This window comes from Streptomyces sp. SID14478, assembly GCF_010548525.1.
In the GTDB taxonomy this organism is placed as follows: Bacteria; Actinomycetota; Actinomycetes; order Streptomycetales; family Streptomycetaceae; genus Streptomyces.
Genome location: NZ_JAAGMG010001381.1, coordinates 1 through 26,982 on the forward strand (window position 1 = coordinate 1; position 26,982 = coordinate 26,982).

Annotated in this window: 27 protein-coding genes and 1 tRNA gene; 20 read left to right on the forward strand and 8 right to left on the reverse strand. The window is 70.6% G+C overall.

Annotated elements, in window-relative coordinates; genetic code table 11:
* From G3I40_RS43590 to G3I40_RS43600, 3 genes are all read left to right on the forward strand, one after another.
* Positions 1–574 (forward strand): PP2C family protein-serine/threonine phosphatase (locus G3I40_RS43590; protein ID WP_164560320.1); only part of this gene is annotated, 574 nt, incomplete at its 5' end.
* Between the two features lie 120 nt (positions 575–694).
* The gene (locus G3I40_RS43595; protein ID WP_164560321.1) at positions 695–2,155 is read left to right on the forward strand and encodes an aminopeptidase P family protein; all 1,461 of its coding nucleotides are present in this window, start codon (positions 695–697) and stop codon (positions 2,153–2,155) included.
* A gap of 146 nt (positions 2,156–2,301) precedes the next feature.
* The gene (locus G3I40_RS43600; RefSeq protein ID WP_343245212.1) at positions 2,302–3,123 is read left to right on the forward strand and encodes a class I SAM-dependent methyltransferase; all 822 of its coding nucleotides are present in this window, start codon (positions 2,302–2,304) and stop codon (positions 3,121–3,123) included.
* A 42-nt stretch (positions 3,124–3,165) separates the two neighbouring features.
* Here the strand turns inward: G3I40_RS43600 and G3I40_RS43605 are convergent, their stop codons facing one another.
* A complete protein-coding gene (locus G3I40_RS43605) occupies positions 3,166–3,621 on the reverse strand; it encodes an ATP-binding protein (protein WP_164560322.1) in 456 nt (151 codons plus the stop codon).
* Between the two features lie 191 nt (positions 3,622–3,812).
* Here G3I40_RS43605 and G3I40_RS43610 point away from each other — a divergent pair, with 191 nt between their 5' ends.
* The 9 genes from G3I40_RS43610 to G3I40_RS43650 all read left to right on the forward strand — a co-directional run bounded on the left by G3I40_RS43610 (position 3,813) and on the right by G3I40_RS43650 (position 13,737).
* Complete coding sequence (locus tag G3I40_RS43610; RefSeq protein WP_164560323.1) at positions 3,813–4,607, forward strand: hypothetical protein; 795 nt, start codon at positions 3,813–3,815, stop codon at positions 4,605–4,607.
* Positions 4,608–4,773: 166 nt separating this feature from the next.
* Positions 4,774–5,517, forward strand: a complete 744-nt coding sequence (locus tag G3I40_RS43615; RefSeq protein WP_203645873.1) for a YcnI family protein — start codon at positions 4,774–4,776, stop codon at positions 5,515–5,517.
* Between the two features lie 96 nt (positions 5,518–5,613).
* Positions 5,614–6,270 (forward strand): SCO family protein, encoded by a 657-nt coding sequence (locus G3I40_RS43620; protein WP_164560344.1) that lies wholly within the window; start codon positions 5,614–5,616, stop codon positions 6,268–6,270.
* On the forward strand, positions 6,267–6,731 hold the full coding sequence (locus tag G3I40_RS43625; protein ID WP_164560324.1) for a copper chaperone PCu(A)C: 465 nt from the start codon (positions 6,267–6,269) through the stop codon (positions 6,729–6,731). The genes G3I40_RS43620 and G3I40_RS43625 overlap by 4 nt, the downstream gene beginning before the upstream one ends.
* A gap of 14 nt (positions 6,732–6,745) precedes the next feature.
* Positions 6,746–8,644, forward strand: a complete 1,899-nt coding sequence (locus G3I40_RS43630; protein ID WP_164560325.1) for a copper resistance protein CopC — start codon at positions 6,746–6,748, stop codon at positions 8,642–8,644.
* Between the two features lie 6 nt (positions 8,645–8,650).
* Positions 8,651–9,937 (forward strand): iron uptake transporter deferrochelatase/peroxidase subunit, encoded by a 1,287-nt coding sequence (gene efeB, locus G3I40_RS43635; protein WP_164560326.1) that lies wholly within the window; start codon positions 8,651–8,653, stop codon positions 9,935–9,937.
* A gap of 107 nt (positions 9,938–10,044) precedes the next feature.
* Positions 10,045–10,977, forward strand: a complete 933-nt coding sequence (pheA, locus tag G3I40_RS43640; RefSeq protein ID WP_164560327.1) for a prephenate dehydratase — start codon at positions 10,045–10,047, stop codon at positions 10,975–10,977.
* 629 nt (positions 10,978–11,606) lie between these two features.
* On the forward strand, positions 11,607–12,878 hold the full coding sequence (serS, locus tag G3I40_RS43645; protein ID WP_164560328.1) for a serine--tRNA ligase: 1,272 nt from the start codon (positions 11,607–11,609) through the stop codon (positions 12,876–12,878).
* A gap of 34 nt (positions 12,879–12,912) precedes the next feature.
* On the forward strand, positions 12,913–13,737 hold the full coding sequence (locus G3I40_RS43650; protein ID WP_164560329.1) for an HAD family hydrolase: 825 nt from the start codon (positions 12,913–12,915) through the stop codon (positions 13,735–13,737).
* A 53-nt stretch (positions 13,738–13,790) separates the two neighbouring features.
* On the opposite strand, the gene G3I40_RS43655 is transcribed toward G3I40_RS43650, so the two are convergent.
* The 6 genes from G3I40_RS43655 to G3I40_RS43680 all read right to left on the reverse strand — a co-directional run bounded on the left by G3I40_RS43655 (position 13,791) and on the right by G3I40_RS43680 (position 18,042).
* Positions 13,791–13,881, reverse strand: a tRNA-Ser gene (locus G3I40_RS43655).
* 272 nt (positions 13,882–14,153) lie between these two features.
* Entirely contained in the window at positions 14,154–14,396 is a 243-nt protein-coding gene (locus G3I40_RS43660; protein ID WP_164560330.1) for a hypothetical protein, read from the reverse strand.
* Between the two features lie 91 nt (positions 14,397–14,487).
* Complete coding sequence (locus G3I40_RS43665) at positions 14,488–15,207, reverse strand: ABC transporter permease (protein ID WP_164560331.1); 720 nt, start codon at positions 15,205–15,207, stop codon at positions 14,488–14,490.
* Between the two features lie 9 nt (positions 15,208–15,216).
* On the reverse strand, positions 15,217–16,128 hold the full coding sequence (locus tag G3I40_RS43670; RefSeq protein ID WP_164560332.1) for an ABC transporter ATP-binding protein: 912 nt from the start codon (positions 16,126–16,128) through the stop codon (positions 15,217–15,219).
* Positions 16,125–17,027, reverse strand: coding sequence for an ABC transporter permease subunit (locus G3I40_RS43675; protein WP_164560333.1), 903 nt, complete (start codon positions 17,025–17,027; stop codon positions 16,125–16,127). The genes G3I40_RS43670 and G3I40_RS43675 overlap by 4 nt, the downstream gene beginning before the upstream one ends.
* A complete protein-coding gene (locus G3I40_RS43680; RefSeq protein WP_343245214.1) occupies positions 17,017–18,042 on the reverse strand; it encodes an ABC transporter ATP-binding protein in 1,026 nt (341 codons plus the stop codon). The genes G3I40_RS43675 and G3I40_RS43680 overlap by 11 nt, the downstream gene beginning before the upstream one ends.
* Positions 18,043–18,396: 354 nt before the next feature.
* Between G3I40_RS43680 and G3I40_RS43685 the strand changes: the two genes are divergently transcribed.
* The 8 genes from G3I40_RS43685 to G3I40_RS43720 all read left to right on the forward strand — a co-directional run bounded on the left by G3I40_RS43685 (position 18,397) and on the right by G3I40_RS43720 (position 26,299).
* Positions 18,397–19,239 (forward strand): M24 family metallopeptidase, encoded by an 843-nt coding sequence (locus G3I40_RS43685; RefSeq protein ID WP_164560335.1) that lies wholly within the window; start codon positions 18,397–18,399, stop codon positions 19,237–19,239.
* Positions 19,239–21,020, forward strand: coding sequence for an SDR family oxidoreductase (locus G3I40_RS43690; protein WP_164560336.1), 1,782 nt, complete (start codon positions 19,239–19,241; stop codon positions 21,018–21,020). The genes G3I40_RS43685 and G3I40_RS43690 overlap by 1 nt, the downstream gene beginning before the upstream one ends.
* Positions 21,017–21,949 (forward strand): metal-dependent hydrolase, encoded by a 933-nt coding sequence (locus G3I40_RS43695; protein ID WP_343245213.1) that lies wholly within the window; start codon positions 21,017–21,019, stop codon positions 21,947–21,949. The genes G3I40_RS43690 and G3I40_RS43695 overlap by 4 nt, the downstream gene beginning before the upstream one ends.
* A gap of 38 nt (positions 21,950–21,987) precedes the next feature.
* Complete coding sequence (locus tag G3I40_RS43700) at positions 21,988–22,938, forward strand: MerR family transcriptional regulator (protein WP_164560337.1); 951 nt, start codon at positions 21,988–21,990, stop codon at positions 22,936–22,938.
* A 148-nt stretch (positions 22,939–23,086) separates the two neighbouring features.
* Positions 23,087–23,629, forward strand: a complete 543-nt coding sequence (locus G3I40_RS43705) for an RNA 2'-phosphotransferase (RefSeq protein ID WP_164560338.1) — start codon at positions 23,087–23,089, stop codon at positions 23,627–23,629.
* A 194-nt stretch (positions 23,630–23,823) separates the two neighbouring features.
* Entirely contained in the window at positions 23,824–24,285 is a 462-nt protein-coding gene (locus G3I40_RS43710; protein ID WP_164560339.1) for a hypothetical protein, read from the forward strand.
* A gap of 80 nt (positions 24,286–24,365) precedes the next feature.
* On the forward strand, positions 24,366–25,307 hold the full coding sequence (locus G3I40_RS43715) for an LLM class flavin-dependent oxidoreductase (RefSeq protein ID WP_164560340.1): 942 nt from the start codon (positions 24,366–24,368) through the stop codon (positions 25,305–25,307).
* An 80-nt stretch (positions 25,308–25,387) separates the two neighbouring features.
* On the forward strand, positions 25,388–26,299 hold the full coding sequence (locus G3I40_RS43720; protein ID WP_164560341.1) for a Cof-type HAD-IIB family hydrolase: 912 nt from the start codon (positions 25,388–25,390) through the stop codon (positions 26,297–26,299).
* A gap of 172 nt (positions 26,300–26,471) precedes the next feature.
* Here the strand turns inward: G3I40_RS43720 and G3I40_RS43725 are convergent.
* The coding region (locus G3I40_RS43725; RefSeq protein ID WP_239092301.1) for an integrase core domain-containing protein at positions 26,472–26,982 on the reverse strand (511 nt) is incomplete at its 5' end.

Consider the following 26,982-nt stretch of genomic DNA (forward strand, 5'->3'; position numbering starts at 1 on the left):
CGGCCTCGCGGTCGGCTCGGTCACCGGGTCCGGCGCGAGCGCGGTCGCCGCGATGGGCCGGCTGCGCGCGTCCTTGCGGGCGTACGCGGTGATGGAGGGCGAGGACCCGGTCGCGGTCCTGTCCGACCTGGAGCTGCTGATGCGGCTGACCGAGCCCGCGCGCAGCGCGACCGCCCTGTTCGCGTACTGCGAGCCCGCGCAACGCAAGATCGTCCTCGCGGGCGCCGGGCACAGCCCGCCCCTGGTGATCGGCGAGCGGCGCACGGAGTTCGCCGAGACGACGCTGTCCGCGCCGCTGGGCATGCTCGCCTGCTGGGAGGCGCCGAGCGTGGAGATCACGCCGGAGCCGGGCGAGACGGTGCTGCTGTACACGGACGGCCTGCTGCACCGCACCGGCGACGCCATGGACCGGGCCTTCGCCCGGCTGCACGCCGCCGCCGCGAGCGTCCCCAGGACGCTGCGGGACGACCCGGGCGGGATCGCCGACCACGTCCTGCGCACGGTGCTCCCCGACGGCCTCGACGCGGTCGACAGCGACGAGGACGTCGTGCTGCTCGCGGCCCGTTTCGCGTAACCCCCCGGACGCTGTTGGTAACAGGCCCTCCGCCCCTGGACCCCCTTCCGTACGCTCGTACGATGGAGGGGGTCCGTTGCCATATCAGGCCATTCCACCGGACCGCGTCGAGGAGGAACCGTGTCGGACGAGCTCACCCCGGAGACCCCGGAGAACGAGACCGAGGAGCCCATCAAGCAGCGCAAGAACGGGCTCTACCCGGGCGTGTCCGACGAGCTCGCCGAGAACATGAAGTCCGGCTGGGCCGACACCGAGCTGCGCGGCCTGCGGCCCATCGCGCAGGCCGGCGAGACCGCCGCCCGCCGCGCCGCCCTGTCCGCCCGCTTCCCGGGCGAGCGCCTCGTCGTGCCCGCGGGCAACCTCAAGACGCGCTCGAACGACACGGAGTACGCCTTCCGCGCCTCCGTCGAGTACGCGTACCTGACCGGCAACCAGACCGAGGACGGCGTCCTCGTCATGGAGCCGACCGCCGACGGCCACAAGGCGACGATCTACCTCCTGCCGCGCTCGAACCGGGAGAACGGCGAGTTCTGGCTGGGCGGCGACGGCGAGCTGTGGGTCGGCCGCCGGCACTCGCTGGCCGAGGCCGCCGAGCTCCACGGCATCCCGGCCTCCGACGTGCGCGAACTGGCCGAGGCGCTGCGCGAGGCCACCGGTCCGGTGCGCGTGGTGCGCGGCTACGACGCCGGCATCGAGTCCGCGCTGACCGACAAGGTCACCGCCGAGCGCGACGAGGAGCTGCGGGTCTTCCTCTCCGAGGCGCGGGTCGTGAAGGACGCGTTCGAGATCGGTGAGCTGCAGAAGGCCGTCGATTCGACGGTGCGCGGCTTCGAGGACGTCGTGAAGGTCCTCGACAAGGCCGAGGCGACGAGCGAGCGCTACATCGAGGGCACGTTCTTCCTTCGCGCGCGCGTGGAGGGCAACGACATCGGCTACGGCTCCATCTGCGCGGCCGGCCCGCACGCCTGCACCCTGCACTGGGTCCGCAACGACGGCCCGGTCCGCTCCGGCGACCTCCTGCTGCTCGACGCCGGTGTGGAGACGCACACGTACTACACCGCCGACGTCACGCGCACGCTGCCGATCAACGGCACGTACAGCGAGATCCAGCGGAAGATCTACGACGCCGTGTACGAGGCCCAGGAGGCCGGTATCGCGGCCGTCAAGCCGGGCGGCAAGTACCGCGACTTCCACGACGCCTCGCAGCGCGTGCTCGCCGAGAAGCTCGTCGAGTGGGGCCTGGTCGAGGGCCCGGTCGAGCGCGTCCTGGAGCTCGGGCTACAGCGCCGCTGGACGCTGCACGGCACCGGTCACATGCTCGGCATGGACGTCCACGACTGCGCGGCCGCGCGGACCGAGGCGTACGTGGACGGCACGCTGGAGCCCGGCATGTGCCTGACCGTCGAGCCCGGCCTGTACTTCCAGGCCGACGACCTGACGGTCCCCGAGGAGTACCGCGGCATCGGCGTCCGGATCGAGGACGACATCCTCGTCACCGAGGACGGCAACCGGAACCTCTCGCAGGCCCTGCCGCGACAGGCCGACGAGGTCGAGGCGTGGATGGCCCGCCTGAAGGGCTGACCGACGACATCGCCGACATGAAGGAGGGCCGCGACCCACTGGTGCGGCCCTCCTCCGGCGCTCTCTACAAGGGCCCCATACAAGTGCCCACTGTGGCGCGGTGCCTACAGGTTCGTGCAAGAGCACAGGAGCACAAGGAGACCCGTGTGACGTCCGTGGAGCTGAGCGGCGTACCAGAGACGCTGCTGTGGAACCTCTACCACCGCGCTTTCGAAGCGGCGCAGCCCCGTCCGGTGCTCGACGACCCGAAGGCCGTCGAACTCGTCGCGCGCATCGGCTATCCCTTCGAGGAGACGTTCGGGGCGCCCAACCCGCTGCTCGCGCAGGGGCAGGCGCTGCGCGTGCGCACCTTCGACGACGCCGTACGGGACTTCTTGGCCGCCCACCCGGACGGCACGGTCGTCACGCTCGCCGAGGGCCTGGAGACGCAGTTCTGGCGCGTGGACAACGGGCGGGCGCAATGGCTGTCGGTCGAGCTGCCGGAGACCGCCGAGGTGCGCCAGGCGCTGCTGCCGGGCGGGGAGCGGCAGCGCGTCCTCGCCCGGTCGGCCCTCGACCTGACCTGGCGCGACGAGGTCGACACCTCGCGCGGGGTGCTGATCACGGCGCAGGGTCTGCTCATGTACCTGCGGCCGCCGGAGGTGCGGGAGCTGATCGCGGGCTGCGCCGAGCGGTTCGGCGGCGGGGCGCTGGTCTTCGACGCGGTGCCGCGCTGGTTCAGCGAGCGCACGCGGCGCGGGGAGATGCGCACGAAGCAGGGGTACGTCACGCCGGTGATGCCGTGGGGGCTGGACGCGGGGGAGCTGGACACGGTCCGCACCGCGCACCCGGCGATCCGCGACGTACGGGAACTGCCGCTGCCGCGGGGCCGGGGCGCGTACTACGGGGCGCTGTCGCCGCTGCTGGGGAAGGTGCCCGGGCTGCGGAACGTGCGGCCTACTATGACGGCAATTGCTCGCTTTAAGTAGCCAGTTCGGGGGCGGACCACGTAGTCATTCGGATCTGCCGGTTCACACCGCCAGCAGCGGAGTGCCCGTCCTCCACTTGAGGATCTTGTCGAAGCTGACGACGGCACCGCCCCTGCCGGGCCTGTTGACGACGTGTACGTGGTCGGCGAGTTCGTGGATGAGGCACAGACCCCGGCCGCTCTCGGAGTCGTCGGATGCCCGGCGCAGGGCTGCACGGCCCCGCAGCGCGGGGAAGCCCGGGCCGGAATCAGCGACTTCGATGCGGCACTTCTCGCCGTCCAGGTAGGCGGTGACCCGGTAGCCGCCCGAGGTCTCGTTCGCCACCGTGCCTCCCCCGTGCTCGACCGCGTTCGCACACGCCTCGCTGAGGGCCACCGACAGGTCGTAGGAGACGTCCGGGTCGACGCCCGCTGTCTCCATGGTGCCGATGAGGAGGCGCCGGGCGAGGGGCACGCTCGCAGCCTCGCGTCGCAGATGGAGGGACCACCAGATGCTCATGCTCCAGCCTCCTGGCCGCGGCTCGACATACCGATACGTATTGCCGTCATCGCCCCGTCGCAATCGCGGAGTTGGCGTGAGACCGCCCATACGGCGGACGCGAGCGGCCCAGTTCTCGCGGTACAGGAGATTCCGGACCTTGTGGACCTGCCGTATGGGACGGGTAAGCCCAGTGGGATGATGAGCCCGCCATGTCTGCCCCCCACACGCGCGCGGCGCACAGCTCCGCCGATCTGAGGCTGCTGAGGGCCGCGGTGTTCGCCGCGGTCTGCGTCGTGCTGTCCGCGGCGGGGCACGTCCTGGGTTCGACCGCCACCGTCCCGCTGTGGACGCTGGGGCTCGGCTTCCTGATCGCCTTCTGTGTGGCCGCGCCGCTGGCCGGCCGCGAGCGGTCGCTGCCGGGCATCGCCGCCACCCTCGGGATCGGTCAGCTCGGCCTGCACTGCCTCTTCGGGCTCGGGCAGCAGGACATGGTCATGAGCACCGGGGGCTCCTCGGTCGTCGAGCGGGCCGCACGGCTGATGTGCGGCGCCGGTGCCTCCGCGCTCAGCCCGGTGCAGGCGCAGCGGATCCTCGACCAGGCGCGCGTCCCCGCGGACTCCATGGGCGGGATGCACCACGACATGGCGGCGGCCTGGGCCCCGATGGGCCTGCTGCCCTCCCTGCCGATGCTCATCGGGCACCTGCTGGCCGCGGCCGGCGCCGGGTGGCTGATGCGGCGCGGCGATCTCGCCCTGGGCCGGATCGTGCAGTTGTCCCGGCTTTCGGCGCACGGAGTCGCGGAAGGGGCGCCCGTCCGTTCCCTGCGCGCGGCTCTCGCTCTCGTACGCGCTCTGCGGGCAGGGCTCCCCGGTGCGCCGGTGGCACTCCCGTGCGCGCCCCGCGCCGGGTTCCCCGCCCCGCCTTCGCTGCGGGCTGCGGCACTTCAGCATTCGGTGAGCCGGCGCGGGCCGCCCGCCGCCGACGCGTTCCTTCTCGCTGCCTGACACGGCATACCTGCTCCGCCCGCGGCTCCTGTGGTCCCGCGTGGGGTGAGGCGTGCTGTGCGGCACGCGCGCGTACCGCCTTTTTCGCCGCATACGTAGTGCGGCGTTGCGCGGACGCGTCCCTCACCCTTCGCTGAATCCCGCTGAACGTGGAGTTCTTTCTGCCATGAAGAAGATGTCCCGCGCCGCTCTCGTCGGTGCCGCCGCCGTCTCCTCCGTCGTCCTCGTCTCCGCCCCGGCCTTCGCGCACGTGAGCGTGCAGCCGGAGGGGGCGGCCGCCAAGGGCGGCTACGCCGTCGTGGACTTCAAGGTCCCGAACGAGCGCGACGACGCCGCGACCACCAAGCTCGAGGTCAACTTCCCGACCGACCACCCGCTCGCCTCGGTCATGCCCGAGCCGGTTCCGGGCTGGAAGGCCGAAGTCACCAAGTCCAAGCTCGACAAGCCGATCGAGATGCACGGCGAGAAGATCACCGAGGCCGTCTCCAAGGTCACCTGGACCGCGACCGGCTCCGGCGCCGACAAGGGCGTACGGCCGGGCTACTTCCAGAAGTTCCCGGTGTCCATCGGCGCGCTGCCGACCGACGCCGACGAGCTCGTCTTCAAGGCCATCCAGACGTACGACAACAAGGAGGTCGTGCGCTGGATCGAGCCGCAGCAAAAGGGCCAGGAGGAGCCGGAGAACCCGGCGCCCACCCTCGCGCTGACGGCCGCCGAGGACGACGGACACGGCGCGTCCGGCGCCGCCTCCGACGACGGCGACAAGAAGGAGGCCACCGCCTCCAGCACGTCGTCGGACAGCTCCGGCAGCGACAACACCGCCCGTGTCCTCGGCATCGTCGGGATCGTCGTCGGCGCGGCCGGTGTGGCGTTCGGCGTTCTGGCGGGCCGTCGGCGTACCAACAGCTGAGCCACCCATGGCGGACGCCGGGGTCGCGGTGGGCGACCCCGGCGTCCGCCGGCCCCCTCACATCTGGGACATTTTTCTATGCGCAAGACCACGAAGATGAGCAAGAAGACCCTGCTCGCCGCCGCCGGACTGGTCACGGCGGCCACCCTCGCCCTGTCGGCCTGCGGCAGCAGCGACGACAGCTCCCAGCCCGTCACCGAGGTGTCCACCGAGGCCGGCGCGAACAAGGCCGCGACGGTTCTCGACAAGCCCTTCGAGAAGCCGGACCTGGTCCTCACCGACACCCACGGCAAGAAGTTCGACCTGCGCGAGCGCACCCAGGGCAAGCCGACGCTGATCTACTTCGGCTACACGCACTGCCCCGACGTCTGCCCGCTGACGATGAGCAACATCGCCGTCGCGAAGAAGTCGCTGCCCAAGGCCGAGCAGGACAAGCTGCAGGTCGTCTTCGTCACCACCGACCCTGACCGTGACACCCCGGCCGTGCTCGGCAAGTGGCTGAAGGCGCAGGACCCCGACTTCATCGGCCTGACCGGCGACTTCGCCACCATCCAGGGCGGCGCGCGCACGATGGGCATCTCCATCGAGCCGACGCAGAAGGACAAAAACGGCAAGCTCGTGTCGATGCACGGCACGCAGGTCATCGCCTTCTCGCCGAAGACGAACGGCGGCTACGTCCTGTACGGCGAGGACGCCACCGTCGACGACTACACCAAGGACCTCCCCAAGATCATCGAGGGGGCGAAGCCGTGAGGCGCACCCCCCTGGTGCTCGGCGCCACGGTGCTGGCCGCCGGGCTCGCGCTGACCGCCTGCGGCTCCGACAGTTCCGGTGACACACCGGAGGTGAAGGTCCAGGACGCGTTCATCCCGGAGCCCGCCTCGGGCGACATGGCGGCCGGGTTCTTCATCGTGCACAACGGCGGCGGCGCCGACACCCTCGACTCCGTCAGCAGCGACATCGCCGGGCAGGTCACCCTGCACAGCACCAAGAACGGCGTGATGAAGGAGCAGAAGTCCTTCGCCGTGCCCGCGAACGGAGAGCTGGACTTCGAACGGGGCGGCAACCACCTCATGTTCGAGAACCTGAAGCGGAAGCCGAAAGAGGGCGGCAAGGTGTCGGTGAAGCTGCACTTCGCCAAGTCCGGCACCGTCACGGTCGCCTTCCCGGTGAAGGCCGCCACCTACAACCCGACGTCGCACGCGTCTCATTGAGAGGCTGACCGTACGTGAAGACCATCGCTCCCCGTTTCCGGCACCTGGTGCTGCTTCTCCTCGCCGTCACCGGTGCGCTCCTGGCCGGCGCCGCCCCCGCTTCCGCGCACGCCGCGCTGACCGGGAGCGACCCGAAACAGGGAGCGGTGGTCGAGACGGCCCCGCAGCAGGTGTCGCTCACCTTCTCCGAGGACGTCGCCATGTCCAGCGGCGCCGTGCGCGTGCTCGACCCTGCGGGCAAGCGCGTGGACAGCGGCAAGGTCGCCAACCCCAGCGGGACGACGTACACCGTGGGGCTCCACTCCGGCCTGCCGGACGGCACGTTCACCGTCGCCTACCAGGTCGTCTCGGCCGACAGCCATCCCGTCTCGGGCGCCTTCACGTTCTCCATCGGCGCCCCGTCCAAGACCTCCGCGGTACTGACCGACCAGAACGCCGGCGGGGGCGTCGTCGGCGGCCTCTACGGCGTCGCGCGCTACGTCTCGTACGCGGGCTTCATCGTGCTCGTGGGCGGCGCCGCGTTCGTCCTCGGCTGCTGGCCGCGCGGCGCGGGCATCAGGCCGGTGCAGCGGGTCGTGGTCGGCGGCTGGACCGCACTGACCGCGGCCACCCTCGCGATGCTGCTGATGCGCGGCTCGTACACGGGGTCGGGGAAGCTCGGCGACATCTTCGACATGTCGCTGCTCGGTCAGGTGCTGCAGACGAAGACCGGAGCGGCCCTTACGTCCCGTCTTCTGTTGCTCGCCGCGGCAGCCCTCTTCATAGCGGTGCTTTTCGGCGCCTACGTAAAGAGGGCCGAGGACGGCGACAAGAAGGAGGTCAAGGACCTCACCTTCGGGCTCGCGATCGGCGGGGCGGTCGTCGCGGCCGGACTCGCGGCGACCTGGGCCATGGCCGAGCACGCCTCGACCGGCATCCAGGCCGGGCTCGCGATGCCCGTCGACGTCCTGCACCTGCTGGCCGTGGCCACCTGGCTCGGCGGTCTGACGACACTGCTCGTCGCGCTGTACAGGGCGCCCTCCATCGAGGGAACCGCGGTACGCCGCTTCTCCCGGGTGGCGTTCTGCAGCGTCGTCACGCTCGCGGCGACCGGCCTCTACCAGTCGTGGCGGCAGGTCGGCTCCTGGTCCGCGCTGACCGGCACGCGCTACGGACAGCTGCTGCTGCTCAAGGTCGGGCTCGTCGCGGTGCTCGTCGGCATCGCCTGGATCTCCCGCAAGTGGACGGGCCGGCTCTCCGAGCAGCTGTCTCCCCGGTCCGCCGCCGCGACCGTCGTGGAGCAGCGCACAGCGGAGAAGAAGAAGGAGCCGGTCACGGTCGGCGGCGGTACCAAGAAGGACGACCCCGAGCGGGCCGCCCAACTCGCCCGTCAGCGCGCCGCGGTGGCCACGGCCCGCGAGAAGCGCATCCGTGACGGAGATCCGCACCGCTTCGGCCTGCGCCGCTCGGTCCTCGCCGAGGCGGGTGTCGCCATCGTCCTGCTCGCCGTCACCACGGTGCTGACCGCCACCGAACCGGGACGTACGGAGGAGGAGGCCAAGTCGGCCACCTCGGCCGCGCAGGCCCAGTCCGGGCCGCTGTCCCTGAAGATGCCGTTCGACACCGGCGGCACGGACGGCAAGGGCACGGTCCTGCTCGACCTGGACCCCGGCCGTACGGGCAACAACGAAATGCACGTCTACGTAGAGCGGCCCAACGGCAAGGCCTTCGACATCCCCGAGGTGAAGATCGCCTTCACCCTGGAAGCGAAGAAGATCGGGCCGCTGTCCGTCGTGCCCGACCACATCGCCACGGGACACTGGACCGCGAGCGGTGTGCAGATCCCGGGGGCGGGCGACTGGAAGATCGCGGTGACCGTGCGCACCTCCGACATCGACCAAGTGACCGTCACCAAGAACGCGAAGATCGGCTGAACCACCATGGCTGACACCGAAAGCCGCACGGCGGCCCCGGAAACCGTCTCCACGGGCATCTCCCGGCGCCGTCTGCTCGGCACGGCGGGCGCCACCGGCGTCGCCCTCGGCGCCGTCGGGGCGGGGGCCGGGTACGCCGTGGCCTCCTCGGACGCGAACTCCCCCGAGCAGCAGGCAGCGTTGACGTCGCTGGGCGCGGACGAGGTGATGTTTCACGGGAAACATCAGCCCGGCATCACCACGCCGATGCAGGCCTGCGGTCATCTCGTCGCCTTCGATCTGGCCGCGGGTGCGGGCCGCAAGGAAGCCACCGCGCTGCTGCGCCGCTGGTCGGCGACGGCCGAGCGGCTGATGGCAGGTGAGGCGTCGGCGTCCGACGACACCGATGTCGCCCGGGACGCGGGCCCTTCCTCGCTCACGGTCACCTTCGGCTTCGGGCACAGCTTCTTCGCGCGCACGGGACTGGAGAAGCAGCGACCCGGTGCGCTGGACCCGCTGCCGGACTTCTTCTCCGACCATCTCGACAAGGCCCGCAGCAACGGCGACCTGTGGGTGCAGATCGGCGCCAACGACCCGCTCGTCGCCTTCCACGCGCTGCGCGCGCTCCAGAAGGACGCGGGCGGCGCGGCGAAGGTGCGCTGGCAGATGAACGGCTTCAACCGCTCGCCCGGTGCCACCTCGCAGCCGATGACGACTCGCAACCTCATGGGGCAGATCGACGGCACCAACAACCCCAAACCGTCGGAGTCCGACTTCGACAAGCGGATCTTCGTGCCGGGTTCGGGCGCGGGCGCGAACTCCCCGGCCTGGATGGCGAACGGCTCGTACGTCGTCGTACGCCGGATCCGGATGCTCCTCGACGACTGGGAGAAGCAGTCGACGGCGGCGCAGCAGGAGGTGATCGGCCGCAAGAAAGCGACCGGTGCCCCGCTGACCGGCGGCAAGGAGACGACCGAGCCGGACCTGGACAAGACGCACGCGAGCGGCGATCTCGTCATCCCGATCAACGCGCACGCACGCATCAGCCGCCCCGACCAGAACGGCGGCGCCGCGATGCTGCGCCGCCCGTTCTCCTTCCACGACGGTTTCGACGCGGACGGCACCCCGGACGCCGGCCTGCTCTTCGTCTGCTGGCAGGCGGACCCGCTGCGCGGCTTCGTGCCCGTGCAGCGCAAGCTCGACCGCGGTGACGCCCTTTCCTCGTTCATCCGGCACGAGGCGAGTGGGCTGTTCGCGGTGCCGGGCGGCGCGGAGAAGGGCGGATACGTGGGGCAGTCGCTGCTGGAGGGATGAGGCCCCGGCGCCGCGTCGCCGGCGCGGCAGGAGGCTGCCGTCACCGGTCGGGGTGGCCTGTGGCGCATCCGTGCGCCCGGCCGCACGGGGCCCATTAGGGTGACCCCATGCCAGCCAGCTACGCGTACCTCGGCCCCGAGGGCACCTTCACCGAAGTCGCCCTGCGCACGCTCCCGGAGACGGCCACCCGGGAACTCGTCCCCATGGTGTCCGTGCCCGCGGCGCTCGACGCCGTCCGGAACGGCGAGGCCGAGGCCGCGTTCGTACCGATCGAGAACTCCGTCGAGGGCGGCATCACCACGACGCTCGACGAGCTCGTCGCGGGCGAGCCGCTGATGATCTACCGCGAGGTGCTGCTCGACATCACCTTCGCGCTGCTGGTGCGCCCCGGCACCGCGCTGAGCGACATCAAGACGGTCACCGCGCACCCGGCGGCCCAGCCGCAGGTCCGGAACTGGATGAAGGCCCACCTGCCGGACGTGACCTGGGAGTCCTCCGCGTCGAACGCCGACGGCGCCCGCCTCGTGCAGGAAGGCCGGTTCGACGCCGCGTTCGCCGGGGAGTTCGCGGCCGAGCGCTACGGCCTCGTGCCGCTGGTCACCGAGATCCACGACGCGGAGAACGCACAGACCCGGTTCGTGCTGGTGGGCAAGCCCGCGCGGCCCGCGGCGCCGACCGGCGCGGACAAGACGTCGGTGGTCATCTGGCAGCGCGAGGACCACCCCGGTGCGCTCATGGAACTGCTCCAGCAGTTCGCGATCCGCGGGGTCAACCTGATGCTGCTGCAGTCCCGGCCGACGGGTAAGGGCATCGGCGACTACTGCTTCGCCATGGACGCGGAGGGGCACATCTCGGACCGCCGGGTCGCGGAGGCGCTGATGGGGCTGAAGCGCGCCTGCCCGAAGGTGCGCTTCCTCGGCTCGTACCCGCGGGCCGGCGTCGCGGTCAAGGACGTGCGGACGCCGCGGACGGGGACGTCGGACAGCGAGTTCCTGGCGGCGTCGGACTGGCTGGCCCGCTGCCAGGACGGCCGCTTCTAGGGCCTGCCTTCCCCCGCGCCGGATCCGGGTTCTCCACCGCCGGGTCCGGCTTCTTACTGTCGCCGCACCCGGTCCTACCAGCGGATTTTCTTTGTCCACAAGAGTTATCCACAGGTGACCTTCTCGACCTGGGGACAAGTCGACAGGAAAGGGTGATGGGGTCGACAAATCGCCCTACAGCCCACAAGTCCGTCCACAGACCGGCACGTCACCCCTCGTCCACCCTTTTGCCTTGATCAACTCTTTGGAGTGAAGCATTTCCACCCGAAAGTGAGCATGGAACGGGTTTGGGACGGGAATCCTTCGCCATGCATGCGGCTTTCGGAACGACCTCTTCCGGCATCCACAGATCTTTCTCACACCCTGTGGATAACTAGCCGAGGCTGTGCGCTTCTGTGGACAACGCACCCCCAAGTCCCGTCCCCCGCAAGGGAATCAGGTCAAGGACTCGTGCCGCACCTGGCCCTTTCGGGGAAAGCGGGCATTTTTATTGACGTCCCCCCACAGAGGCTTGCCCGGCTCTTTCCGGGTGCCTTCCGCCCTTAATTCACATTCCGGCAAATAGGGCATAAAGCCACGCAACGGATATCGGGTCGTGAGCCGGAAGCGCGCACCGGTAGCCTGGAGGGGTGATTGACCTTCGCCTGCTCCGTGAGGACCCCGACCGTGTTCGCGCCTCCCAGCGCGCCCGTGGAGAGGACGTCGCGCTCGTCGACTCCGTCCTGTCCGCCGACGAGCGGCGCAGGTCGTCCGGGCTCCGCTTCGACGAACTGCGCTCCGAGCAGAAGTCGCTCGGCAAGCTGATCCCCAAGGCCTCCCCCGAGGAGCGCCAGGAGCTGCTGAAGAAGACCGGCGAGCTCTCCGCGGCCGTGAAGGCCGCCGAGGCGGACCAGCGCGACGCCGAGGAGGAGACCCAGCGTCTCGCCCTCCAGCTGGGCAACATCGTGCACCCCGACGTCCCGCGCGGCGGCGAGGAGGACTTCGTCGTCCTGGAGACGCACGGCACGATCCGGGACTTCGGCGCCGAGGGTTTCGAGCCCAAGGACCACCTGGAGCTCGGCGAGGCGCTCGGCGCCATCGACGTCGAGCGCGGCGCGAAGGTCTCCGGCTCGCGCTTCTACTACCTGACGGGTGTCGGCGCACTGCTCGAACTCGCGTTGGTGAACGCGGCGATCGCGCAGGCCACCGAGGCGGGCTTCACGCCGATGCTGACGCCGGCCCTGGTGCGCCCGCGCGCCATGGAGGGCACGGGCTTCCTCGGCCAGGCCGCCGAGAACGTCTACCACCTGGAGAAGGACGACTACTACCTGGTCGGCACCTCCGAGGTCCCGCTCGCCGCGTACCACATGGACGAGATCGTGGAGCGCGACCAGCTGCCGCTGCGCTACGCCGGCTTCTCGCCGTGCTTCCGCCGCGAGGCGGGCACGTACGGCAAGGACACCCGCGGCATCTTCCGCGTGCACCAGTTCGACAAGGTCGAGATGTTCTCGTACGTCGACCCGGAGGACGCCCAGAACGAGCACCAGCGGCTCCTGGAGTGGGAGAAGCAGTGGCTGACCGGCCTGGAGCTGCCCTTCCAGGTGATCGACGTCGCCACCGGTGACCTCGGCTCCTCGGCCTCGCGCAAGTTCGACTGCGAGGCCTGGATCCCCACGCAGGGCAAGTACCGCGAGCTCACCTCGGCGTCGAACTGCGACGGTTTCCAGGCGCGCCGCCTGTCGATCCGGATGCGCGAGGGCAAGAAGGTCCAGCCGCTCGCCACGCTGAACGGCACGCTGTGCGCCGTCCCCCGCACGATCGTCGCCATCCTGGAGAATCACCAGCAGGCCGACGGCTCCGTGCGCGTGCCCGAGATGCTGCGGCCGTACCTCGGGGGACGAGCCACTCTTGACCCCAAGTAACCGCAGCTAATCGCAGCCTGGAGCCGATCACCAAGTGAGCCATCCCGCTCCCCCCGCGCCTGCCTTCCCGTACAAGCTCGTCGCGACCGACCTCGACGGGACGCTGCTGCGTCCCGACGACACGGTCTCCGAGCGCACGCGTGAGGCGCTCGCCGCGGCCACCGCGGCGGGTGCCGCGCACATCATCGTGACCGGCAGGGCCGTGCCCTGGACCCGCCACATCCTCGACGACCTCGGCTACGACGGTCTCGCGGTGTGCGGCCAGGGTGCGCAGGTCTACCACGCGGGGGAGCACCGGCTGCTGACCTCCGTCACGCTCGACCGGCAGTTGGCGGGGCTCGCGCTGGCCAAGCTGGAGGCGGAGATCGGCCCGCTGGCGCTGGCCGCGAGCCGGGACGGGCTGGACGGCGAGGTCATCGTCGGTCCCGGCTACCGGACGGGTGAGGGCCATCTGCCGGCCGTCCCGTTCACGGACGTCTCGGAGCTGTGGGCGGCGCCGCTGAACAAGGTGTACGTGCAGCACCCGGGCCTGAGCGACGATCAGTTGGCGGAGGTCGCGCGCAGCGTCGCCGGTGACCTGGTGGGCGTCACGATGGCGGGCGAGGGCATCGTGGAGCTGCTCCCGCTCGGCCTGTCCAAGGCCACGGGCCTCTCCCTCGCGGCCCGCCGCCTGGGCGCGAAGCCCGCCGAGACGATCGCGTTCGGCGACATGCCCAACGACATCCCGATGTTCGGCTGGGCGTCCCACGGTGTCGCCATGGCCAACGCGCACGCGGAGCTGAAGGCGGTGGCGAACGAGGTGACGGCGTCGAACGAGGACGACGGCATCGCGGTCGTCCTGGAGCGCCTGCTGGGCTGAGGCGCCCGCACGCGGCGCGCGGCTCAGCTGCTCAGCTGCTCAGCTGCTCATGGTGGCGGAGGATGCGCGGATCGAACGCGCGCGGGATTTCCGGTCCCGACGACGGCTTAGCAAGCCGCTGCCTTACCACTCGGCCAATCCTCCGGGTGGGCGGCCCACGTGCCGCTGAGGGCACGTGCTCGAAGCGGCCGCCCCGGACAGCACCGCTGGGGCGGGGCTCGACGGAGTGCAATGACTACTCCGGAGCCTGCCTCGGGCTGCCCTGCAGGGAACTCGACGGACTACTGACGGTCATCGTCGCGCTCCTCTCCCGGTGGACGGGCGCCGGCGGCGGAACCCGACCGGCGCGGTGACACACCTACTGTGCGCCTGTGCCGAGTTGACCGCCACCGAATTAATCGCGGGTGCTCAGCCGGTCACCGGCGGCGCCACTTCCGCCGTCGGGCCTTGCTGAAGAACCACCCCGCGGGTGGCTCGTCCGACCGCCAGGGCTGCGGGTCGGGTCCGCCGTCTCGCCACCGCGCCGTGAGCATGCGGGCCCGCGCCGACGGCTCGGCGCTCTCCGCGGAACGTATGAAGTCGGCGTCCAGGACCACGTCGTCCCAGGCGTCCTCGCCCTGACCGGGCCGGTCCCCCTCACGCATCGGTTCGGATGCCATCTGGGTCCTCCTCGGGTGGCCCTCGGACAGCGCACCCTCCCACCAGTGTCCAGGTGGGAGGGTGAAAGCGGCATCAAGAGCGGGCCGGGCCCTACTCCTCACCCGCCAGCGTCAGCGACCGCAGCCGCTGCCCCGCGTACCAGGTCGCCAGCACGGTCACGCCGACGAGGAAGACCGTCGCGAGCGGCAGTCCCACATCCGAGGTGACGAGGTCGCCGCCGGCCACCTTATGGGCGACCGCGAGGGACCACTGCTGCACGCTGAGCGTGCGGGCCCCGGCCACCAGGGAGCCGAAGAGTGCCTCCCATACGAGGGCGTAGACCAGGCCGAAGACGACCGCGTGCCGGGTCACCGTGCCGAGCAGCAGGAAGATCGCGGCGTACGCGATGGAGGCGACGAGGGCGGCGATCGTGTAGGCGACGGCGATCTGCTGCCCGTTCCCGTTCAGGATCAGGCCCGCGATCAGGGTCGGGACGGCGGAGAAGACCATGGTCACGCCGATCGCCACGATGAGCTTCGTGAAGATGATCGTGGGCCGCTTGACCGGCTTCGACAGGAGGTAGACGACGGACCCGTCATCGATCTCGGGGCCGATCGCGCCCGTGCCCGCGATGACGCCGATGAGCGGCACCATCGTGGCGAGGGCGAAACCGCCCAGGACGTCGGACGCGGTCTGGTCGTCGGCGCCGGTGAGCGCGCGGACCAGCGCGGAGATCACGACGAGCAGGACGGGCAGCGCGAAGAGGATGAGGGCCCGGCGGCGGCCGAGCAGGGCTCGGTAGGTGAGTCGGGCGACAGTGGGGTCGTACATCAGGGCCTCCTACGCCGCGACCAGATAAGAGAACACGGACTCGAGGGACTCGTCGGACGGCGAGACCGTGAGCAGGCGGATGCCGTGCGCCCGCGCGACCTGCGGCAGCAGCGTCGTGAACCGGCCGAAGTCGACGGCCTGGATGCGCAACGCGCCCTCCTTCAGGTCGACTTCGATGCCCGCCGTCGACGGGTCCGCGATCAGCGCGGCGGCCAGTGCCCGGTCGTCGCTGGAGCGGATCAGGTAGCGGTGCGGGCGGTCGGTCATCAGGCGGCGGATCTTGCGGAAGTCGCCGCTGGCCGCGTGCCGTCCGGCGACGATCACCTCGATGTGGGAGGCGAGTTGCTCGACCTCCTCCAGGATGTGCGAGGAGAACAGGACCGTGCGGCCCTCGTCCCCCATGCGTCGCAGCAGGTCCATGAGCTGCATGCGCTGGCGCGGGTCCATGCCGTTGAACGGCTCGTCCAGGAGGAGCACGGACGGCTCGTGGACGAGCGCGGACGCCATCTTCACGCGCTGTCGCATGCCCTTGGAGTACGTCGAGATCTTGCGGTCCTGGGCGTACTCCATCTCGACGGTGGCGAGCGCCCGTTGGGCCTCCTTCTTGCCGAGACCCTGCAACTCCGCGTTGGCGACGACGAATTCCTGTCCCGTGAGGAAGTCGTACATGGCCTCGCGCTCGGGGACGATGCCGATGTGGCGGTAGATCTGTTCGTTGCGCCAGATCTGCCGTCCGTCGAGCGTCACCGTGCCGTTCGAGGGGGCCAGGAAGCCGCCCATCATGTTGATGAGGGTGGACTTGCCCGCGCCGTTGGGACCGAGCAGGCCGGTCACTCCGGGGCCGATGTTCATCGTGACGTCGTTGACCGCCACGACGTTGCCGAACCAGCGCGATACGTGGTCGATGTTGATGCTGGTCACAGTCCGACCTTCCGGTAGCGGCGCATCAGCAGGCCGTAGCAGCCGGCGATGAGCCCGAGGACGACGAGCAGATAGACCACGCCCTGTCCCGACGAGGGGCCGTGCACTCCCGGGAAGGCGGAGGTGGCACCGAGGAAGGCGCTCTGTACGCCGTCGATGAGGGTGATCGGCGAGAACAGGCCGAGCCAGGACACCGCGCTCCCGTTGCCCTGCGTGTCGGCGATCGCCTGGACCGTGGAGACCGCCCCGTAGGAGATCGTCAGCACGGCGATGACGGCGGCGATGCCGAAGCCACGGCGCGGGGTGACGGCCGAGACGACGAGTCCGATGCCGGCGAAGAGCAGCGACAGCAGCGCCACGGAGACCAGTCCCTGGGCGAATCCCTTGGTCTGCTCGGTGAAGTCGAGCTTGGCGAGTAGAGAGCCTACGTACAGGACGAGCAGCGGGGCGGCCGTCAGGATGAACAGGGCCGACGCCATGGCGGCGTACTTCGCGACCACGTAGTCGATGCGCTCGATGGGGCGCGAGAAGTACAGGGGCACCGTCTTGAAACGCAGGTCCCGCGATACGGCCTGTGGCGCCTGCGACGCGACGTAGAGGCCGACCACCGCCTGGAGGAGGACCGCGTAGCGCGTGTAGTCGACGGGCAGGTCCTTCGCCTTGGTGGTGACCGCGACCGCGACCATGATCAGTGCGGGGACGCACATCACGACGAAGAGCAGCATCGGCAGCACCTTCGACTTGGCCGAGCGGCCCAGGCCGTACGCGCCGCGCAGGCTCTGCGAGAAGAGCGAGCGGCGGGCGTAGGCCCGGCCCAGGCGCGGGCCGTCGTAGTGGCGGTAGCCGATGTTGTGGATCTGGGTGGACGCGCGGTCCGTGCGCACGGGCTCAGTGGTCATCGCGCGCGCCTCCCGTCTGCTGTGTGGCGGCGGTCGCCGCCCAGGCGGCGGCGCGCTCGGAGACCTGCTCCTGCTCCGGTACGTCCTGGGGGCGGAAGACCTCCGCGATGTGGTGCCTGCGCTGTTCCATCCGGACCAGGCCGAGGCCGAGGTCCGCGACGACGTCGCGGACGATGTCGTACGTCTCCTCGCCCTGTGCGGTGAGGAGCACCGTGTGGCCCGCGCCCGGCAGTTCGCCGCCGGTGGTGGTCTCGATGCCGCGCCGGGCGAAGGCCTCGCGCAACGCGCCCGCCCCGTCCGGGTGTGCGTCGCTGTCGGTGACCTCGATCGCGAGGATCGCGGTGCTCTGCGTGAAGTCCGTGGTGGAGCTGGACCGCAGCAGCTTGCCGCCGTCGATGACGACGACGTGGTCACACGTGCGCTCGAGCTCGCCGAGCAGGTGCGACGTGACCAGCACAGAGATGCCGAAGTCGGTGTGGACGCGGCGGATGAGGTCGAGCATGTCGTCGCGGCCGACCGGGTCCAGACCGTTCGTCGGCTCGTCCAGGAACACCAGCTGCGGGTCGTGGACGAGGGCCTGGGCCAGCTTCACGCGCTGCTTCATGCCCGTCGAGTAGCCGCCGATGGGGCGGTAGCGCTCCTCGTACAGGCCGACGTGGCGCAGCGTGTCCGCCGTGCGCTCGCGAGCGGCGGTGGGCGGTAGGCCGGACATGCGCGCCATGTGGACGACGAACTCGGTGGCCGAGACGTCGGGCGGCAGGCAGTCGTGCTCCGGCATGTACCCGACCCGCTCGCGGATCTTGGGCCCCGATGACGGATCCGCGACGTCGAGGCCGAGCACGTGGGCCCGGCCCTCCGTGGCGGGGGACAGACCCAGCAGGATCTTGATCATGGTGGACTTGCCGGCTCCATTGGCTCCGACGAGTCCGGTCACCCCGGGCTCGATGTCCATGGTCAGCCGGTCAAGCGCGGTCACCCGCGGGAACCGCTTGCTCAGGCTTTCGGTCGCGATCACTGTCACGCTTCGACGGTAGTGGCGCAGGCCACACCGATCGTCAGACCACGGGGTCAACCTCGTATGAGACCTGAGTATTACGGGTCCCTAGGGGTCCTCCCTGAGTAGCCCCTCGCGAGCGGGCCGGCCACCCGACCCGGTGACCCGGTTGTGCACATCGCGGACCTTTTCCCCAGTCTGCCGCAGGCCCCTTGACGTCGACGCCGACCATTGTCACATTCATCAGTGTCAATGAGATCTGCGCCTGCGCAGCAGGCTCCTTGAGGGGCAGCGGTCGGGCGAAGGGTGGGCGAGCGCGTACGGCGACGGCCCCGTCATGGGACGCGGGCGGCCGTGACACGGACGGACGGTGGCATGACCTCAGCAGTGGTACGGGAACTCTCCGCGGAGCTGCGGGGGTTCAGAGAAGTGCAGACGCTCGCGTACGAGTGCGCGGAAGCGGTCGCGGCGCAGCTCAAGCCCGGAGTGACGGAGCGCGAGGCGGCGCGGATGCAGCGGGAGTGGCTGCGCGAGCGCGGGGTGCGCGACTGGTTCCATCTGCCCTTCGCCTGGTTCGGCGACCGCACGGCGTTCGTGAACTTCCGCGTACCACTGCAGTTCTTCCCGACGAACCGGAAGCTGGAGGCGGGGATGCCCTTCATCCTCGACATGGCCCCGGTCCACAAGGGATACACGGCGGACATCGGCTACTCGGGCTCGCTCGGCCTCAACCCCGTGCACGACAAGCTCCTTTCGGACCTCGAAGCACATCGCGGGCTGATCCTGAGCGAGGTGCGCGAGCGCCGCCCGCTGCGGGAGATCTACGAGAGCGTCGACCGGTTGATGGTCCGCCAGGGATACGCCAACCGGCACCGCGCCTACCCCTTCGGCGTCATCGCGCACAAGGTCGACCGGGTCAAGGAGCGGCGGATCAACCCCACGCTGTTCGGCTTCGGCACCCAGTCGCTGAAGGGCCTGGCAGGCGACGCGCTGCACGGGCACCGGGACGGCTGGTCCCCGCTCTGGTCGCCGTACAGGTTCTCCGACCATCCCCCGCAGCCCGGCCTGTGGGCGGTGGAGCCGCACCTCGGATTCCGCGGGACCGGCGCCAAGTTCGAGGAGATCCTCGTGGTCACGGACTCCAAGGACCCCGAAGAGAGCGCATTTTGGCTGGACGACGATCTGCCGCACGTGCGGCGCTGGGCGGAGGGCATCTGATGACGGACCTCGCGAATCTCCACGGGGCACGTGAGCGCTGGGTGCGCACGGGTGGGATAGAACTGTGCGTGGTCGAGCTCGGCGATCCGGACCGCCCGACGGTGGTCCTCGTGCACGGTTACCCGGACTCCAAGGAAGTCTGGTCCCAGGTGGCCACCCGCCTCGCGGACCGCTTTCACGTGGTGCTCTACGACGTGCGCGGCCACGGCCGCTCCACGGCACCGGCCCCGCTGCGCGGCGGCTTCACGCTGGAGAAGCTCACCGACGACTTCGTGGCCGTCATCGACGCCGTGAGCCCGGACAAGCCGGTCCACCTGGTGGGTCACGACTGGGGTTCGGTCCAGTCCTGGGAGTTCGTCACGGTCGAGCGCACCGAGGGCCGCATCGCCTCCTTCACGTCGATGTCGGGCCCGTCGCTCGACCACTTCGGGCACTGGATCAAGCAGCGCATGAAGCGGCCCACGCCCCGCAAGGTGGGCCAACTGCTCGGACAGGGCGCCAAGTCCTGGTACGTGTACATGCTGCACACGCCCGTCCTGCCCGAGCTCGCCTGGCGCGGGCCGCTCGGCAAGCGCTGGCCCAAGATCCTGGAGCGCGTCGAGCGGGTCCCCGCGGGCGACTACCCGACCCCGTCGCTCCCTTCGGACGCGGCGCACGGAGCGTGGCTCTACCGGGACAACGTACGGGCGAGGCTGCGCCGGCCGCGCGAGGACGCGTACGCGCACGCGCCCGTGCAGCTCATCACGCCGCTCGGCGACGCCTTCCTGTCCCCTCGGCTCTACGACCAACTGGAGCAGTGGGCACCTCAGTTGACCCGCCGCACCCTGCCCGCCAAACACTGGGTGCCGCGCACCCGTCCCGACCAGCTGACCGCCTGGATCGGCGAGTTCGTCGCGGCACAAGAGGAAGTGGAGGCGGGCGTGCCCGCACAGCGCAAGAAGGCCGACGGCAAGTACGCGGACCGCTTCGGCGGCCAGCTCGTCCTCGTCACCGGGGCGGGCAGCGGCATCGGACGGGCCACCGCGTTCGCCTTCGCGGAAGCCGGCGCGCGCGTGGTCGCCGTGGACCGGGACGCCGACAGCGCCGCGCGCACCGCCGAGATGGCGCAGCTCATCGGCGCTCCCCAGGCGTGGGCCGAGACCGTCGACGTCACCGACGAGCAGGCCATGGAGAAGCTCGCCGAGAAGGTGGCGGCCGACTACGGCGTGCTCGACGTCCTGGTGAACAACGCGGGCATCGGCCTGTCCGGCTCGTTCTTCGACACGACACCGGAGGACTGGAAGAAGGTCCTCGACGTGAACCTGTGGGGCGTCATCCACGGCTGCCGCCTCTTCGGCAAGCAGATGGCCGCACGCGGCCAGGGCGGCCACATCGTCAACACGGCGTCCGCGGCGGCGTACCAGCCCTCGAAGGCACTCCCCGCCTACTCCACCTCCAAGGCCGCGGTCCTCATGCTCAGCGAGTGCCTGCGCGCCGAACTGGCGAGGCAGGGCATCGGGGTCTCCGCGATCTGCCCCGGCCTGGTCAACACGAACATCACGGCGACGGCCCGCTTCGCCGGGGTCGACGCCGAGGAGGAGAAGCGCCGCCAGAAGAAGTCCTCGCGCCTGTACGGCCTGCGCAACTACCCGCCGGAGAAGGTCGCCGACGCGATCCTGGGCGCCGTCGCGCACAACAAGGCGGTGGTCCCGGTCACCCCGGAGGCCCGCGGCGCGCATCTCATGTCGCGCTTCACGCCCAGGGCGCTGCGCGCGATAGCCCGATTGGAGCCGCCACTGTGAGCACGGACGACCTGAGCAGCACCACGAAGGAAGCGCACCGCACGATCACCCCGCGCCGCGTCTCCTTCGACTGGCAGACGACGCCGCTGCACTGGATACCGGACGAGCCGACCGCCACCCACGTCATCAACGTGCTGCATCTGTTGCTGCCGGCGGGGGAGCGGTGGTTCGTGAAGGTCTTCAAGGAGGGCCTGCCGCTGGTCGACGACCCCGAACTCCTCAAGGACGTCAAGGGGTTCATGGGACAGGAGGCCACCCACAGCGTGCAGCACGGTCACGTCCTCGACCACCTGGCCGCACAGCGCCTGGAGACGGCCGACTACACGAAGTACGTCGACTTCCTCTTCGAGAAGCTGCTCGGCGAGACGCCGCCGCTGGGAGCGCCGATACCGACGCAGGAGTGGCTGCGCCTGCGGCTGTCCGTGATCGCGGCGATCGAGCAGTTCACGGCGGTCCTGGGCAACTGGGTGCTGCACGCCGAGGCCCTGGACCACGCGCACTGCGACGAGGTCATGCTCGACCTGCTGCGCTGGCACGGCGCGGAGGAGGTCGAGCACCGCTCGGTCGCCTTCGACATGTACCAGCACTGCGGCGGCCGGGGCCCCTCCCGCTACGCCCGCCGGATCGCCGGCATGACGGTCACCGCGCCCGTGATGCTCTACCTGTGGGCGTGGGGAGCGGCATACCTCATACGTCACGACCCGCAGCTCGCCGGGCGGCTGCGCTACTCCCTGGCCGAACACAACAGGGCCGTGCGCAAGGGTCTGCTGCCCACCTGGCGCGAGCTGGGTGCGGCCATACCCCGTTACCTGCGCCGGTCGTACCATCCCTCGCAGGAGGGCTCGCTGCGCAAGGCCGTCGACTATCTGGCGACCTCACCCGCGGCCAGGGCCGCGGCCGGCGCGATCGGCCGCTCAGCGACGGCGTGACTCCAGAACGGGTACGACCGAGTACAGGGGCGTGGGGTGTGACGGAGCAGTCGGCCGCCGAGTACCGGATCGAGGACCTGGCCCACCACAGCGGGGCCACGGTCCGCACGATCCGGGCCTACCAGGACCGCGGCCTGTTGCCCCGGCCGGAGCGCCGCGGCAGGGCCAACGTGTACACGTCCGCGCATCTGTCCCGGCTGCGCCAGATCGCGGACCTGCTCGACCGCGGCTACACCCTGGCCTCCATCAAGGAGCTCCTGGAGGCCTGGGACGCGGGCCGGGGCCTGGGCGGCGTGCTCGGCCTGGTCGCCGAGGTGGACGGGCCGTGGACGGACGAGCGGGCGGGCCGCATCACGCGCGCGGAGCTCGACGAGCGGTTCGGCGGCAACCCCGACGAGGCCGCCGTGCAGGACGCCGTGGAACTCGGCGTGCTCGAGCGCGTGCCGGGCAGGGACGACGAGTTCCTCGTGCCGAGCCCTCAAGAGCTCGCGGTGGCCGTGGAGTTGTACGCGGCGGGCGTTCCGCTGTCGGCGATCTCTGGCCATCTGCGGGAGTTGAGGGGGCAGATCGAGCATATTGCCGCCCGTTTCCTGGAGTTCACGACCGAGCACGTCTTCGCGCGCTATCTCGGCCCGTACCCGCCGACCGACACGGAGGCCGCCGAGGCCGCCTCGCTCGTACGGCGTCTGCGCCCGCTCGCCCAGCAGTCGGTGGACGCCGAACTGGCGCGCGCCATGCGTCTGTTCGCCACCCGGCACCTGCACCAGCACCTGGCGGACGGACCGGTGACGGCGCCGCCCCACGAGCCGCAGTCCGTCGCCGTTCCCGCAGCGACAATGCGCGCCGTTCGCGCGCTGGTTGGCCCGGAGAGCGCCTCCGCCTTCATCGCCGCCGCCGCCGAACGTGAGGTGCAGACAAGGACATTGGATGCATTGACCTCAAAACGCAGCGATACACCCATAGTTGACCAAAAGGGTTCTATCGCTTGACAGTTGTCCACAGAATCGCCAATTCCCCTGTGGATAACAGGACTTGGCTGTGGATCAAACATGCGAGCCGTATCTCATCGCAAGAATTTCTGGAGACCCGGCAGAAAACCCGGTGCGACCTTGACCGCTCCCCGGGCACCCTGTCGCCATGAAGGAGCAACACACCGTCAAGGTGTCGAAGTACCTCTCGAAACACCTGAGACACGAGCCCGGTCGCATCGGGCTGACGCTCGACGAGGCCGGCTGGGTGGAGATCGACGAGCTGCTCGCCGCGGCCGCCGCGCACGGCTTCCGGATCAGCCGCGCCCAACTGGACCGGGCGGTCGCGGAGAACGACAAACAGCGCTTCAGCGTGGACGGCACCCGGATCCGCGCCAACCAGGGCCACACGGTCGACGTCGACCTGGGCCTCGCCCCGGCCGAGCCGCCGGCGTACCTCTACCACGGCACGGTCGCCCGCTTCCTGGACGCGATCCGCGCCGAGGGCCTGAGGCCCATGACCCGGCACGACGTCCATCTGTCGGCGGACCGCGAGACGGCCACCCGGGTCGGCTCCCGCCGCGGCCGCGCCGTCGTGCTGCCGGTCGACGCGGGGGCGATGCACCGCGACGGCCACACGTTCCGCGTGAGCGCCAACGGCGTCTGGCTCACCCCGGCCGTACCCCCGCGCTACCTGCGCTTTCCCGGCTGAGCCCGAGCGGAGACCGGCCGAGCCCGTAGGGAGACCGGCCGAGCCCGGATGAAGCTCGCACGGAGACCGGCCGAGCCCGGATGGAGGCGGCCGAGCCCCAGGGCCCGGGCCCCGGGCCCCGGGCCCCGGGCCCCGGAAGCCGAGCCCCAGGCCACGAAATCCGAGCCCCGGGCCGCGAAAAGGACTCCTGCGGCATGATCAGTGGTATGGACCACTCGCATCTGCCCACCACCGAGGCCGCCGTCGACGCCCTGCGGGAGATCGCCCGCGAGTTCCACCTGGAATGCGACGTCGCGCACGACATCGGTGCGGACCAGACCTCCCGGCGCACCGCCGCCGGCTTCGCCACGACCGACCCCGACGGTTCGCTGCCCCACGAGGCGCACGTCGAGCTGGGCGGCTCACCGCGGATCACCGTGCGGCTCTTCCCCGAGGACGACGCGCTGATCACGGTCGAGGGCGTCGAGTTCCACGACGTTCCGCGCGACGAGGCCCCCGCTTTCCTGCGGTCCTGCTACAGCGGCCTCGCCTACGTGCACGGCAAACGGTTCCCGCCCGGCTACCGCCTCGTCGTACCGCTGCCCGGCGACCGTACGTACAAGGAGTTCCTGCCGATGATCCAGCTGACCCCATGGCTGAGCAGTCGGGTGCGCTGACCTCACGCCCTTGCCCCGCGCCCGCCCCGCGCTCCCGTCCCGGCGCGTGCACGCGCAGCGGTCCGCATAGGCTCACGGACATGACCGACACGTCCCCCGCGCCCGCGTCCCCGCTCCGCCTGAGCACCGTGATCCTGCCCCACCGCCGCTGGCTGGAGGGCGCCCGTGACGCCTGGGTGCGCGCCGAGGATCTGGGCTTCCACACGGCGTACACGTACGACCACCTGTCCTGGCGCGTCCCGTTCCGCGACGGGCCGTGGTTCGGCGCGGTGCCGACACTGACCGCGGCGGCCGGCGTCACCGAGCGGCTGCGCCTGGGCACGCTCGTGACCTCGCCGAACTTCCGGCACCCGGTCACCCTCGCCAAGGAACTGATCTCGCTCGACGACATCTCAGGTGGCCGGATCACCCTGGGCATCGGCGCGGGCGGCACGGGCTTCGACGCGAGTGCGCTCGCGCACAGCGAGCAGGAGGCGTGGACGCCGCGCGAGCGGGCCGACCGGTTCGCCGAGTTCGTGCCGCTGCTGGACCGCCTGCTCACCGAGGACACCGTCTCGTACGACGGCACGTTCTACTCGGCGGGCGGCGCCCAGAACGTCCCGGGCTGTGTGCAGCGCCCCCGGCTTCCGTTCGCGGTGGCCGCGACCGGACCGCGCGGGCTCAAGCTCGCCGCCCGGCACGGACAGGCGTGGGTGACCACCGGCGACCCCAAGCTGTACGAGGCGGGCACGCCGGAGGAGTCGATTCAAGCCATTCGCGGGCAGATCGAGAAGCTGACCGCCGCGTGCGACGCGATCGGCCGCGACGTGGCCGAGCTCGACAAGATCCTGCTCACCGGTTTCACCCCGGACCGCGGCCGTCCCCTGGAGTCCGTCGACGCCTTCGTGGACTTCGCGGGCAGGCACCGGGAGCTGGGATTCACCGAGCTCGTCCTGCACTGGCCCATTCCCGACACCGCCTTCGCCGCCGACCAGAAGGTCTTCGAGCAGATCGCCCTGGAGGCCCCGGCGCAGTTGCGCTGAACCGCTCTCCCGGGCCGGGCGGGGCGCGTGCGCCGGCAACGTACTCATCTGCGCGCCCCGCCGCACGCCCGTGCGCGCATATGCGCGACCATGGACCGGTGACCTCTCCGACTCCTGGGCCCCGGAACCCGGCCCCTTCCGCGCCCGCGACCGCGCCCCGGCTGATCGCCACGGACCTCGACGGCACGCTGCTGCACGACGACAAAACCGTTTCCCCTCGGACGGTCGCCGCGCTCGCCGCCGCGGAGAAGGCAGGCGTCGAGGTCTTCTTCGTGACGGGCCGCCCGGCCCGCTGGATGGACGTCGTCAGCGACCATCTGCACGGCCACGGCCTGGCGATCTGCGGCAACGGCGCAGCCGTCGTGGACCTGCACGGCGGCCCGGGCAACCACCGTTTCGTCAAGATCCGGGAGCTGCCCGTGCCGGACGCGCTCGACGTGGTCCGGGTGCTCCGGGCGGCGGCCCCCGGCACGTCGTTCGCCGTCGAGCGGACCGGCGGCCTGCACCACGAGCCGACGTACCCGCCGCTGCACCTCGATCCGGGCGAGAGCGTCGCGTCCGCGGAGAAGCTGCTGTCCGCCGACTTCGAGGGGGCCGACGTCGCGGACCAGCCCGTCCTCAAGGTCCTCGCGTACCACCCGGAGCTCGGCCCCGACGAGTTCCTCTCCCTGGCCCGCGCCGCGGTCGGCGACCTGGCGGCCATCACGCGCTCCAGCCCCAGCGCCCTGCTGGAGATCAGCGGACGGGGCGTCTCCAAGGCGAGCACGCTCGAACTGTGCTGCCAGGAGCGCGGGATCTCCCCCGCCGAGGTCGTCGCCTTCGGCGACATGCCCAACGACATGGAGATGCTCGCCTGGGCGGGTGCTTCCTATGCGATGGGCAACGCGCACCCGGACGTGCTATCCGCCGCGACCGGCGTCACGGCGACCAACAACGAGGACGGCGTGGCCCGCGTCATCGAGAACATCCTGGCGAACCGGACCGCACCCTAGGGCGTGTTTTGAAAGTCCCGTCGTTCGCCCGAAGGGCGGGCCCCGCGGCGTCCGGTGCGTGCGATCGTAAGGCGCCGGAGCGTCCTCATAGCGGAGCTATGCGGGCGCTTCGGCAACGCCGCGAGCGTGCGTGCCGGGCGTCGCGGGGCAGGCGGGACTTTCAAAACACGCCCTAGGTGTACTGACCTGTGAGGTTGGGGACGCGGCTGGCGGGTGGTTGGCCTGCGAGCGCGGTGTGTCCGCGGTGGTGATTGTAGGAGTGCAGCCACTGCGGGAACGCTTCGCGGCGTTCGGCTTCTGAGCGGTAGGGGCGGGCGTAGGCCCATTCGTCGAGCAGGGTGCGGTTCAGCCGTTCGACCTTGCCGTTGGTCTGCGGGCGGTAGGGCCGGGTTCGCTTGTGTGCGATCCCGGTCGCTGCCAGGGCATCGCGCCAGGTGCGGGAGCGGTAGCAGCTGCCGTTGTCCGTCAGGACGCGTTCAACGGTGATGCCCGCGCTGGTGAAGTAGGCGTGGGCCCGCTGCCAGAAGCCGGTCGCGGTTTCCTTGCGCTCATCCGTGTGGATCTCGCTGTAGGCGAGCCGGGAGTGGTCGTCGACGGCGGTGTGGATGTAGCTGTAGCCGGCGCCGGACCGGGTTGCGCGGCCTGCTTGGCGGCCCAGGGCCTTGTGGCCGCCGCCGTCGGGG